Origin of the sequence: Nonomuraea sp. C10 (assembly GCF_008017515.1) — a bacterium.
Lineage (GTDB): Bacteria > Actinomycetota > Actinomycetes > Streptosporangiales > Streptosporangiaceae > Nonomuraea > Nonomuraea ferruginea.
Genome location: NZ_VPFF01000003.1, coordinates 584,250 through 596,250 on the forward strand (window position 1 = coordinate 584,250; position 12,001 = coordinate 596,250).

A 12,001-nucleotide genomic window follows, 5' to 3' on the forward strand; every position below is an offset into this window, starting at 1 on the left:
CTTCCTGCCGAACCTCATGGGGAACTCCGCACGGCGGGTGTCGCCGCGGTCTCGCCGCCGTCGGCGACGAAGTCGGCGCCCGTGCAGAAAGCCGACTCGTCCGAGGCGAGGAACACGACCAACGGCGCGACCTCGTCCACCGACCCCTTCTTCCGCCGCAGGCTGCCGCCCGGGCCGGCGAAGTCGGCGGTCATGGGGGTCTCGACGAGGCCGGGCACGATCGTGTTCACGCGCACCCCGTACGGGGCGAGCTCAACGGCGGCGGCCTTGGTCATCCCGCGCACCGCCCACTTGCCTGCCGTGTAGCCGATGATGCCGGGGAAGCCGGTCACCCCGGCCGTGCTCGACACGTTGACGATGGAGCCGCCGCCGCCTTCGCGCATGAGGGGGACGACCGCCTTCATGCCCAGGAACGTGCCGAACGCGTTCACCTCCAGCACCCGCTGGAAGGATGCCGCGTCCGTCTCCATGAGGGCGGTCCTGTGCACGATGCCGGCGTTGTTGACCAGTACGTCGAGGCGCCCGTAGCGCCGGCGGCAGTGGTCGGTCGCGGCCGCCCACGCGGACTCGTCCACGACGTCGAGCGCCACGGACGAGGCGTGCGGCCCGCAGTCCCCGGCGACCGCCCGCGCCGCCTCGGCGGCCACGTCGGTCACCACGACCCGCGCGCCTTCGGCGGCCAGAGCCCGGCAGTAGGCCGCGCCGAGGCCCGCCGCGCCGCCCGACACGAGCGCCACCTTGCCGTCGAGCCTGCTCATGCGGCCAGGTTCACGTAGAGGTCGCGCGGGCCGCGGGTGCGCAGGCCGACGTCGACCGGCTCGGCGCCGTCGGCCAGCCGCATGCCGGGGAACGAGTCGAGGAGCAGGTTGAGCCCGACCTCCATCTCCGTCTTGGCGAGCATGGCGCCGAGGCAGAAGTGGCGTCCCGTGCCGAAGGAGAGGTGGCCCGCCGCTCCGCTGAAGGCCCGGGCCGGGTCGAGGTCGGGGCGGCCGATGACGAACTCCTCGGACCTCTCGAAGCGCGACTCGTCCCGGTTGGCCGAGGCCGCGATGAGCAGCATCGTCGACCCGGCGGGCACCTGGACGCCCTCCAGCTCGACGTCCTCCTCGCACATGCGGGTGGTGATCTGGCTGGGCGGGGAGAAGCGCAGCGTCTCGGCGATCGCCGCGTCCACCAGGTCACGGTTGTCGCGCACCCGGGCCCACTCGCCGCCGACCAGCAGGTTCTTGCACAGGCTCCCGAACGCCTTGTCGGTCGTCTCGCCACCGGCGGTCAGCAGGAGGCTGATGTACGCGCGCACCTCGTCGTCGGTCATGCGGTAGTCGTCCACCTGGGACTGGACGAGCATCGATATCAGGTCGTCGCCGGGGTGCTCGCGACGGTACGCGATCAGCGGGGCCATGTAGCCGGCCAGGTCCGCCCTGGCCTGGAGGCCCTGACGGTGCACCTCCTCGTCGCCGGAGAGGTTGCTGACGAACGCCATGATCTTGCCGTACCACCCCGCGAACAGCTCGTGGTCGGACTCCGGCAGCCCGAGCATGTCGGCGATCACCGCGATCGGGTACCGATGCGCGAACCCCGCCACGAGGTCGACGCGCGAGCCGTCCGCGCTGTCGCGCATCTCGTCGGCCAGCCGCTGGGCGCGGCGCGGGACGATCTGCTCCAGGATCTTGGCGGCCGTGCGGTGGATGAGGGCGTGCACGCGGTCGAGTCCCTGGCCGCGGAAGTGCGGGGTGAGCAGGGCGCGGTTCTTCGCGTGCAGGAGCCCGTCCATCGACAGGACCGTCCGGCCGTGGATGGCCTCAAGGGTCCCGGTGTAGGCGCGGGTCGAGAAGCGCGCGTCCTTGTAGACCGAGGAGACGCCGCGGTACGTGCTCACCAGGAACGATCCGAGCCGCGCGTCCTGGAGGACGGGGGCGTCGGCGCGGAGTTCCCGATAGAAGGCGTGGGGATCCGCCGCGACCTCCGGATCGAGGATAGATGAGCGTGTCATGCCTGCCCCTCCGCACTGCTACGACCAGAGCCCGGACGCCTGGACTCCAACTATGATTATGGTAGGAATTGTTATCCTTGATATGGGCGTAAAGTCAAGACAGCACCCGAGGAGAGCAGATGCCAGGACCCGTCGTCATCGCCGGTGGTGGTCTCGCGGCGCTTCGCACCGCGGAGAACCTGCGGCGGTTCGGGCATGCCGGGCCGATCACGATCGTGGGTGACGAGCCCTGGCTGCCCTACGACCGGCCGCCCCTGTCGAAGGCGGCGCTCGTCGGCGACCCGGCGGAGCCGGCGCCGCTGCGGTCCGGCGAGGTCCTCGCCGACCAGGGCATCGAGGTGATCCGCGGCGTCCGCGCGACCCGGCTGGACGGGCCGGACAGGCGGCTCGTCCTCTCCGACGGCGCCCGCCTGCCGTTCGAGCACCTGGTGATCGCGACGGGCGTACGGGCGCGGGCGCTGCCCGCCATCCACCCCGCGCTGCCCGTGCTGACCCTGCGCACCTGGGAGGACTCCCGCAAGGTACGGGACGCCGTCCTCGCCGCGGCGCACGTCACCGTGGTGGGCGCCGGCTTCCTCGGCCTGGAGATCGCCTCGGCGGCCAGGAGCCTCGGGCGGTCCGTGACCGTCGTCGAGGCCGGGTCCGCACCGCTCTGGGCGCTGGGGCCCACCGTGGCGGAACGCGTCGCCGCGCTGCACCGCCGGCACGGCGTCGGCCTCCGTCTCGGGCGTCGCATCACAGGCGCCGAGCCGGAGGCCGGCCGCTTCACGGTCACGCTCGACGACGGCGACGTCCTGCCGACGGACGTCGTGGTCGGCGCGGTCGGCGGCGTACCCAACGTCGAGTGGCTCGCCGGTTCGGGGCTGGACGCGGCCGCCGGGGTGCCGTGCGACGAGACCGGGGCCACGCCCGTCGAGGGAGTCCACGCCGTCGGCGACGTGGCGAGCATCGTCGGCCACGGGCGCACCGAACACTGGAACCACGCGGTCGCGACGGCGGTGGTCGTCGGCCACAACATCGCCCGGCCGGACGCACCGCCCCGGCGCCTCGCCGACGTCCCGTACTTCTGGAGCGATCAGCACGGCTCCAAGCTGCAGTGCCTGGGCGCCCCTGCCCCCTCGGACGACCTGCGCGTCCTGCGCGACGACGAGCACGGCTTCCTCGCGGTCCACACCAGGGACGGGATCGTGACCGGGGTCGCCGCGCTGGACATGCCCCTGGCTCTCAACCGGTGCCGGCCGCACGTGAACACGGCCTTCGACGCGACGGCCATCGGCGCGATCGTCGCGTGAGAGCGGCCGGGCCGGCACGCCGGCCCGGCGGCCCTCATGAGGAGACGAGGTCACCCACCGGCACCCGCAGCCCGTCGGTCCCGAACCAGACGCAGGCCGGCCACGGCACCTCGACGGTGACCGGCTTGCCCCTGTCGAGACCCGCCGCGACGGCCGCGTCCGCGCGCGCGTTGAGCCGGACGTCGCCCAGGCTGACGCTGACGTCGTAGCTGCGGCCCACGTACACGGAGTCGGCCACGGTGGCCTGGAAACGCAGGCACGACCGGGACGTGGGGGCGGGCACGATCACGGCGTCGGACTGGCGGAACCGCACCTGGCACCCCGCCCCGAGCTCGTCCGGCAGCGACGCCGGCTCCACGGGCTCGTCGGGCGCCGCCTTGAGGCGCCACCGGCCGTCCTCGCGGACCAGGTCCAGGACGTTCGTGATGCCGACGAAGTTGGCGACGTAGGACGTCTCGGGACGTTCGAAGACGTCCTGGGGTGTGCCGATCTGCTCGATCCGGCCCTTGTTCATGACGGCGACCCGGTCGCCGAGGGCCATCGCCTCGGACTGGTCGTGGGTCACGTACAGGCCCGCGAAGCCCAGGCGCTGGTGCAGTTCGTGCAGCTCGTTGCGGACGCGGACCCGCAGGAGGGCGTCCAGGTTGCTGAGGGGCTCGTCCATGAGCACCAGGCGGGGCCGTGACACGAGGCCGCGCGCCAGCGCCACCCGCTGCTGCTGGCCGCCGGACAGCTGGTGCGGGTAGCGGTCGAGCAGGGGCCCGCAGTCGACCAGGTCGGCCGCCTGCTCGACCCACTTCTCCTCCTTGAGCGCCTTGGTCAGCTTGCGCACCTTGAGCGGGTAGCTGATGTTCTGACGCACCGTCCTGTGCGGCCACAGCGCGTACGACTGGAAGACCATGCCCAGCTCGCGCTTCTCCGGGGCGACGTCGACGCCCCGGCCGGAGTCGAACACCACGGTGTCCCCGAAGCGGATCACGCCCTCGTCGGCGCTCTCCAGGCCCGCCACGCAGCGCAGCGCCGTGGTCTTCCCGCAACCGCTCTGCCCGAGGAGCACGACCAGCTCGCCCTCCTGGATGTCGAGGTTCAGCCCGTCGATCGCGGTGAAACGGCCCGCTCCGGACCCGAAGGTCTTCGTCAGGTTCTCGATACCGAACATCACAAACTCTCCAATGCTTTGGAGCCCCCGAGCCGTACCGCGAGGATGACGCCCGCGGCCGTCACCAGGCACATCACCAGTCCCATGGCGGCGACCAGAGGGTAGGAAACGTTGAGCCACAGGTCGTACAGGGTCGTGCCCATGACCTGGGTCCGGGTCGACCGCACCAGCAGCGACGCGGCGAACTCGTGGGTGAGCAGGACGAAGATGAGCGCGGCCGCGCCGCCGAGCGAGCCGCGGATCATCGGGATGACGACCTGGAGGTGCGTGCGCACCGGCCCGGCCCCGCTGACCCGGGCCGCCTCCTGGTAGCTGTCGCCGAGCGACATGCGGGCCGCGAGCTGCATGCGGGTGGCGAACGGCAGCATCAGCGTCACGTAGACCACCACGAGGACCCACGGCGTGCCGTACAGGACGAACGGCGGCGCGGTGTAGGTGAACAGGAACCCGGCGCCGAACACCACCGCGGGCACCCCCAGCGGCAGCGAGACCAGGATGTCGACGATCGCGCGGACGCGGGCGTCGAGCGAGCGGCGGTGCAGGATGTCCGCCAGCACGTACCCGATCGGCAGTGACACGAGCACGGAGATGCCCGAGGCGACGAGGCTGGTCTGGACGGCGCTGACCGCCGTCGGCGTGTCCCACAGCTCGCGGAAGTTCTTGAGGCTCCACGTGCTCACGTCGATCTGGCCGGTCCAGAACGGCGACAGGGAGGCGGCGATCAGCGCCAGCAGCGGCAGCAGCGCCACGACGGCGGAGAACAGCCCGATGACGACGACCGCGGCAGGGCTGCGCCGCGCGGAGTAGCGGGAGGTCTTCCCCCCGTCGGTGACGAACCGCCGCTCCTCGCCGAGGAGCATCCGCTGCAGGGCGACGATGCCGAACCCGACCAGCAGGAGCGGGGACGCGACCGCGGCGGCGGCGCCGTAGTCCGCCAGGCCGGCGTTGGCGAAGAAGTACACCTCGGTCGTCAGGACCTTGACGTTCTTGATCGAGCCGAGCAGCAGGGGCGCCGTGAACTGGCCCAGGCCGAGCAGCAGCGCCACCGCGCCGCCGTAGATGAGCGAGGGCCGCACGACGGGCAGCAGGATGCGGAAGAAGACGCCCACCGGCCCGTCCCCGGCCGTGCGCCCGGCCTCGACCAGCTCGTAGTTGACCCGCAGCAGGCCCGCCCGCAGGAACACGTACACGAACGACGTCAGCCCGAGCGCCGTCAGGAACACGATCCACGGCACGGTGAAGACGTCGATCGGCCCGGTGTCGCCGCCGCTCCAGAAGGGCAGCGATCTGATGAACCGGTTGACCGTGCCGGAGTTCGGGGCGAGGAGCAGCCCCCACCCGATCATGCTGGCGACCGGCGGCACCACGATGGGCAGGATCGGGAGCGACGCCATCCAGCGCGCCCGGGGCGGCAGCTGGATCGAGTACCACGCCAGCACCGCCCCGAACACCAGCCCGATGACGAGGGAGCCGAGGCCGAGCAGCAGCGTCGTGAGGATCGTGCGCGCGATGTCGGCGGTGCCGAAGCCGCGGGCGTAGCCGGCGCCGCCGTCCGCCAGCGCGAGAAGCTGCAGGCGGACGAGGGGCGCCAGCACGAGGTACCCGATCACGATGATCGCGGCGATCGGCAGGGCATGGCGGCGCAGCGCTCTCCGGCGGGAGAGGCCGGGCCTGGTCTCACCCTTCGGGTCCGCGCCGCGCCGGGCCGCCGCCGGCGGCGCCTCACTGATGCTTTTCACTACTACGGCCTCCGATGGAGCGGACTGGTGGAGAAGGGAGAGACGGGCGTCAGCGACCGAAGGTCTGCTTCCACTCGCTCTGCGCCGACCCGAGCCAGCCGGGCTTGGTCGCCCGGGTGAGGTCGAGCAGGGTGAGCTCCTTCGGGGCCTCGACCGCGCCGGCGACGTTCGGCAGGACGCTGAGGTTGTCCTTGGCCAGCGACTCCTGGCCCTCCGCGGACGCCATGAAGTCGAACAGCACCTGGGCCGCGTTCGGGTTGTTCGACTCCTTGAACATGTAGCCCAGGTTCATCGGCGCCCAGCCGGGGTCGGGCATGAGCCAGTCGATGGGACCGCCCGAGGCCTTGATCGGCTTGACCGTCGAGTTGGCGCCCCACAGGGCGATGGAGATCTCGCCCGACAGCAGCGCCTCCTGCAGCGGGACGGCGCTCGGGTAGAACTTCGGCTTGAGCGCCGCCAGCTTCGTCAGGTAGTCGGCGCCGTAGGTGTCCTCGAGCCAGGCGTACAGGTCGGCCATGGGAGCGGCCAGGTTGTCCACGAGCCCGAGCTGGCCGCCGCCGTACTTCGGGTCGGCGAGACCCTCGTAGGTGGCCGGCGGGTCGGTCACCTTCTCCGTGTTCCACGCGATGCCGAGCGCGGTGAGAGCGGACGTCTGCAGGACCCCGTCGATCAGGTAAGGGGTGCCCTTCCATTCGGGACCGGCGCCGTTGGGGCCGACCGGCTCGGCGAAGAGTCCCTCGTCCGCCTTGGTCTTCGCCCACTCGTAGTTGACGTGGTTGACGATGTCGGCCCCGAGCGACCCGGACTTGAGCTCGGCGTCGAGCTTGGCGCTGACCTCAGGTCCGACGATGCGCGTGATCTTGAGGTCGATGTCCGGGTACGTCTTCTCGAAGCGGGTCTCGAGCTCCTTGTTCACCTCGGGGAGCAGGGCCGAGTACAGCGACACCGTGCCCTCTTCAGACGCCTTCTTCAGGACCTCGTCCCAGGTCGAGGCCGCCGTCGACATGCCGCCCCCGCCAGGGGCGGCCGCCTGGCCGCCGCACGCCGCCAGCAGTGCCGCCGCGACCACTGCGATGCCCACTCGGGTGGTTCTTCCCACTGATCCAAATCCTCTGCTCGTCAGCCTGGCGGGCAGGGTAGACAACCGTGCCACAGGCCCATCTTTAGGCGAATCATAGGGATGATTATCAAGCAGGACAAGGGACAGTATGCGGTTAATGGTACGCATGGATCAGCGCAGCCCGGAGGCCGATTCCGGCAGAGTCGGGGCGTACGGATCGGAGGGCCCGTCCAGGGCGTCCATGACAACGATATTCAAACGGAGTCCGGAGGACGCGTTGTGTGGGGCGGCGACGGTCGGGTAAGTCTGCTGCCATGCTCGACGCGCGCGACGAGGGACGGTTACTGACCGGACGCTACCGGCTGCGGTCCGAGCTGGGCCGGGGCGGCATGGGCACGGTCTGGCGGGCCTACGACGAGCTGCTCGACCGAGAGGTGGCGATCAAGGAGCTGTCCATCCCGGCCTCGCCGCCCGAGCACCGCGACGTCCTGATCGAGCGCACCATGCGGGAGGCGCGCATCGCCGCCCGGCTCCACCACCCGCACATCGCCGCCGTGTACGACGTGGTGCTGGCCAACGACCGGCCGTGGATCGTCATGCAGCTGGTCCGGTCGCGGAGCCTGGCCGACGAGATCTACGACCGCGGCGCGCTGGCGGTGCCGACCGTCACCCGGATCGGGATGGAGGTGCTGGCCGCGCTGCGCGCCGCGCACGCCGCCGGGGTGCTGCACCGCGACGTCAAGCCGGCCAACATCCTGCTCACCGCCGACGGCCACGCCGTGCTCACCGACTTCGGGCTGGCCACCACGCTCGATGACGACTCCACGCTCACCCAGCAGGGCATGGTGATGGGCACGCCCGCCTACCTCGCCCCCGAGCGCGCCTCCGGCGAGCGGGCGACCGCGCTGTCCGACGTGTGGTCCCTGGGCGCCACGCTCTACACCGCCGTGGAGGGGCGGGCGCCGTTCGCCCAGGGCGGCAGCCGGGCCGACACGCTCAACGCCGTGCTCACCCGCGACCCGGCGCCCTTCGAGCAGGCGGGCGAGCTGGCGCCGGTCATCACGGCGATGCTGACCAAGGACCCGGCCGAGCGCGCCGACGCCGCGCGGGCGCAGGAGCTGCTGCGGCAGGTGCCCGGCCGGTCCAAGCGCGCCAGGACCCGGCCGTTGACCGCGGCGACGGCGCCGAGGGCCGCCAGGGCCGGGCGGCTGATGGCCTCGCGGTGGCGGGAGGCCGCCGCGGTCGCGGCCCTGGTCACCACCGTCATCGCCACCGTGTCGCTGAACTCGGCGTCCGCGCCGCGCCGGCACGCCCACCCGATGCCGCAGCCGACGGCCGACGCGCCCAGCGGTGTCATGCGGGCCGAGCCCTCGTCGCGGCCGCGCGCCGGAGAAGCCCGCGAGCAGGGCGTCCAGGTCCGCACGGAGCACACACAGCGCACCGCAGTCACCGGACACACCACGTCCCCCGCCAGACGGGCGGCCGACGGTTCCGGCCGGGCCCGTACGAAGACGCCCGGCAACTCACAGCCCCAGGGGAAGGCCAAGGGTCACTACAAGTGACTACGTAGATTCCCCGATGCGTGACCCGGGCGGCGCGCCTACTGTCGGCTGACCAGGCCGCGTCCGACGAAGGTGGGTCCATGCGCACGCTGACCGCGTTCCTCTCCACCGTCCTCCTTGCGACCGCGCTCACGGCGCCCGCCGAGGCCGCCCCGAAGAAGCCCGCCGCGGGCGCCGCCGACGTGGTGTTCGACCGGGCCGACTTCGCCGCCGGCACGCCCGAGGGCACCAGCGCGGGCGACGGGCTCGCGTTCGCCACCGCCGCCGGCACCACCTCCTACACCGACCGCCTCGGCACCAGGACGTGGGAGTACGCCCGCTGGACCGGCCCCGAGCGGCCACTGGAGTTCACCGCCACCGAGCTGATCGCGTCCTGGACGGCCGACGTCCCGGCGGGCAGCTGGGTGCAGGTCGAGGCGCGCGCCCGCAACGCCGCCGGGCTGACGAAGTGGTACGTGCTCGGCCGGTGGGCCTACGGCGAGGGCGACATCGACCGCACGTCGGTGCCGGGCCAGGGCGACGACGACGCCCGGGTGGCCGTCGACACGCTGGTCGCGGCGGAGGGCAGGCAGATCTCGGCCTACCAGCTGCGCGTCACCCTCTACCGCGCGCCCGGCTCGTCCGTCGTGCCGCGGGTGCGCACGCTCGGCGCCATGGCCTCCAACGTGCCCGACCGCAAGACCGTGCCGGTGAGCCCCGGCGGCGGCGCCTGGGGCTCCGAGCTGGACGTGCCGCGCCGCTCGCAGAGCGTCCACTCCGGCCACTACCCCGAGTGGGACGGGGGTGGCCAGGCCTGGTGCAGCCCCACCTCGACCACGATGGTGCTCGGCTACTGGAGCCGCTGGCCGAGCGCGGAGGACACCGCCTGGGTCGACCCGTCCGATCCCGATCCGGAGGTCGACCACGCCGCCCGCCACACCTACGACCACGCCTACCAGGGCGCCGGCAACTGGCCGTTCAACACCGCCTACGCGGGCCGCTACGGCATGGACGGCTTCGTCACCCGGCTGCGCACGCTCACCGAGCTGGAGAAGCTGATCACCGCCGGCGTCCCGGTCATCACCTCGCAGTCGTTCAAGAAGAACGAGCTGCCCGGCGCGGGCTACGGCACGAACGGCCACATCATGGTCGTGGTCGGCTTCACCGCCGACGGCGACGTCATCGCCAACGACCCGGCCTCGGCCACCAACGCCGCCGTCCGCCGCGTCTATCCCAGGGCCGCGTTCGAGAACGTCTGGCTGCGCAGCTCCAGCAGCGGCGGCGTGGTCTACGTCATCCACCCGCCGGGCCACGACCTGCCCGCGACCACGCCCGGCCTGCCCGCCAACTGGTGACGTGCGGATGCGTAACGTCCGCGGACAGGGTGGATCATGGTGTTCGGGCCGTCTTCCCGTTCCCGTGGGGTTCACACCGCTATGCCCGAGAAGCCCCGCCGACGTGACGGAGATTTGAACCTCTTCGGCCCTGCCAGTCCCCCGCTTCGCGCGCCCAGGGGGACAGCATGGCTACGCGGCGTGAACGCGCCGTAACGAAAGGTGCGATACAGCCAAGTATCGCCTCGTTCAGGAGGTTTTCATGCTCAAGCGGACCCTCATCTCGCTTGCCGTTCCCGCCATGCTCGCCACCGGGCTCCTCGCGATGGGCGGGAGCGCGAGCGCCGCCACCGGCGAGCGCTTCGAGTGCCAGCTGCGCACCGTCGACAACGGCAACGCCTCGCTGGCCACCTGCCGCAACCGGGGCGACTACGTCCACTGGATCCGGTGCGACAGCGGCACCCGGATCGTGGAGGTCAGGGACGAGTTCACCGGTCGCCGCCACGTGCTCGACTGCCCGAACGGCTACCGGCTGAGGAACCAGTCCATCGGCTTCTGAGCCGAAGCAGGAAAGGCCACCGCCTCCAGGGGCGGTGGCCTTTCGCGTGTGTCAGCGGGTGGGGTCGAACTCGCGCAGGATCGCGGAGGTCTTGCCCGTGGTGATCTGCTCGGCCAGCATGCGGCCGGTGGCCGGGCCGTGCGTGACGCCCCACATGCCGTGCCCGCCCGCCACGTAGACGCCGGGCACCCGGGTCGCGCCGACCAGCGGCTTGCCGTCGGGGGTGACGGGACGCGCGCCGACCCAGGTGTCGGTCCGCTCCTCCCAGCGCACGCCGGTCATGAGCGGCCGGGCCGACTTGATGATCGCCTCGACCCGGCGCTCGAACAGCGGCGCGTCCGCGTCGCGGAACTCCATCGTGCCCGCCACCCGCAGCTTGCCCTGGTACGGAGTGCAGGCGACGCGCACGGCCGCCAGGTAGAGGGGGCTCGGCACCGGCTCGTCGGTCGGCACCGTGAACGAGTAGCCGCGCCCGGCCTGGACGCGCGTCCGCACGCCCCACTCCGCGCCGAGCTTGTTCAGCCAGGCGCCGGTGGCGAGCACCACGGCGTCGGCCTTGACCTCGTCGCCCGCGCCGGACCGGACCACGTGCCCGCCGGCCTCGGACGTCACACCGGTGACCCGGAAGCCCGGCCGGATCTCGCCGCCACGCGCGGTGACGGCGGCGGCCAGGGCGTGCGTGAACGCGCCGGGGTCGATGTAGCGCTGGCCGTCGAGCCGGACACCGGCGGTGGCGCCGGCCGAGAGCTGCGGCATCTGCGCGCGCAGCTCGTCACCCTCGAACGCCGCGTAGCGGATCTCCAGGCCGGAGTCGTTGATGCGGCGCAGCTCGTGCAGCAACGAGACGGCCTGCTTCTGGGTCTCGAACGCCGCCATGATCGGCGCCTCGATGGTGGGAGCCTCGACGCCGTTGCCGGTGAGCACGTCGAACGCTTCCAGGCACTCCTCGTTGAACGGGAGGTTGGCCCGCACGGCGCGGCCCCACGAGCGCCAGTTGCAGTGCAGCGCGAACCGGGTCAGGAACGACCACAGCCCCACGTCAGGGGTCACCGGGACGTGCAGCGGAGCGTTCTTGTCGAGCAGCGAGCGCAGCCCGTAACGGAGCACGCCGGGCTCGTTGAGCGGAATGGCCAGCCCCGGGGACAGCCAGCCCGCGTTGCCCCATGACGCGCCCGCGGCGACCCCGTCGCGGTCGACCACGGTGACCTCCACGCCGCGTTCCTGCAGGAACCAGGCGGTGGACAGACCCACCACACCGGCGCCGATCACCACAGCCGTACGCGGCCCACCGTCGATGCCCATTGCTGCCATCCCCTTCCTCAGA

10 protein-coding genes are annotated in these 12,001 nt (G+C 72.0%); 4 read left to right on the forward strand and 6 right to left on the reverse strand.

All coding sequences use genetic code 11. The features are described 5' to 3' along the window. Positions 1–14: 14 nt before the first annotated feature. Both FR742_RS34250 and FR742_RS34255 read right to left on the reverse strand, forming a co-directional pair. On the reverse strand, positions 15–758 hold the full coding sequence (locus tag FR742_RS34250) for an SDR family oxidoreductase (protein WP_148035444.1): 744 nt from the start codon (positions 756–758) through the stop codon (positions 15–17). Further along, positions 755–1,993 (reverse strand): cytochrome P450, encoded by a 1,239-nt coding sequence (locus FR742_RS34255; RefSeq protein ID WP_148035445.1) that lies wholly within the window; start codon positions 1,991–1,993, stop codon positions 755–757. The genes FR742_RS34250 and FR742_RS34255 overlap by 4 nt, the downstream gene beginning before the upstream one ends. 119 nt (positions 1,994–2,112) lie before the next feature. On the opposite strand from FR742_RS34255, the gene FR742_RS34260 reads away from it, so the two are divergent. Then, positions 2,113–3,285, forward strand: coding sequence for an NAD(P)/FAD-dependent oxidoreductase (locus FR742_RS34260; protein ID WP_148035446.1), 1,173 nt, complete (start codon positions 2,113–2,115; stop codon positions 3,283–3,285). A 34-nt stretch (positions 3,286–3,319) separates the two neighbouring features. Here the strand turns inward: FR742_RS34260 and FR742_RS34265 are convergent, their stop codons facing one another. From FR742_RS34265 to FR742_RS34275, 3 genes are read right to left on the reverse strand one after another with little or no spacing between them, the layout of a single operon-like run. Next, the gene (locus FR742_RS34265) at positions 3,320–4,444 is read right to left on the reverse strand and encodes an ABC transporter ATP-binding protein (RefSeq protein WP_148035447.1); all 1,125 of its coding nucleotides are present in this window, start codon (positions 4,442–4,444) and stop codon (positions 3,320–3,322) included. After that, the gene (locus tag FR742_RS34270; RefSeq protein WP_148035448.1) at positions 4,444–6,183 is read right to left on the reverse strand and encodes an iron ABC transporter permease; all 1,740 of its coding nucleotides are present in this window, start codon (positions 6,181–6,183) and stop codon (positions 4,444–4,446) included. Before FR742_RS34270 ends, FR742_RS34265 begins: the two co-directional genes overlap by 1 nt. Positions 6,184–6,232: 49 nt before the next feature. Next, entirely contained in the window at positions 6,233–7,264 is a 1,032-nt protein-coding gene (locus FR742_RS34275; RefSeq protein ID WP_148035449.1) for an ABC transporter substrate-binding protein, read from the reverse strand. Positions 7,265–7,557: 293 nt separating this feature from the next. Here FR742_RS34275 and FR742_RS34280 point away from each other — a divergent pair, with 293 nt between their 5' ends. The 3 genes from FR742_RS34280 (at position 7,558) to FR742_RS34290 (ending at position 10,677) form a co-directional block, all read left to right on the forward strand. After that, positions 7,558–8,805 carry a serine/threonine-protein kinase gene (locus FR742_RS34280; protein WP_148035450.1) on the forward strand — a complete coding sequence of 416 codons (1,248 nt, stop codon included), beginning with the start codon at positions 7,558–7,560 and terminating at the stop codon, positions 8,803–8,805. Between the two features lie 80 nt (positions 8,806–8,885). Continuing rightward, positions 8,886–10,139 (forward strand): C39 family peptidase, encoded by a 1,254-nt coding sequence (locus FR742_RS34285; RefSeq protein ID WP_148035451.1) that lies wholly within the window; start codon positions 8,886–8,888, stop codon positions 10,137–10,139. Positions 10,140–10,380: 241 nt separating this feature from the next. Next, positions 10,381–10,677, forward strand: a complete 297-nt coding sequence (locus tag FR742_RS34290; protein ID WP_148035452.1) for a hypothetical protein — start codon at positions 10,381–10,383, stop codon at positions 10,675–10,677. A gap of 51 nt (positions 10,678–10,728) precedes the next feature. Here FR742_RS34290 and FR742_RS34295 read toward each other — a convergent pair whose 3' ends face one another. After that, positions 10,729–11,988: an NAD(P)/FAD-dependent oxidoreductase gene (locus FR742_RS34295; protein WP_372452394.1), complete on the reverse strand. Its 1,260-nt coding sequence runs from the start codon at positions 11,986–11,988 to the stop codon at positions 10,729–10,731. Positions 11,989–12,001: the final 13 nt, after the last annotated feature.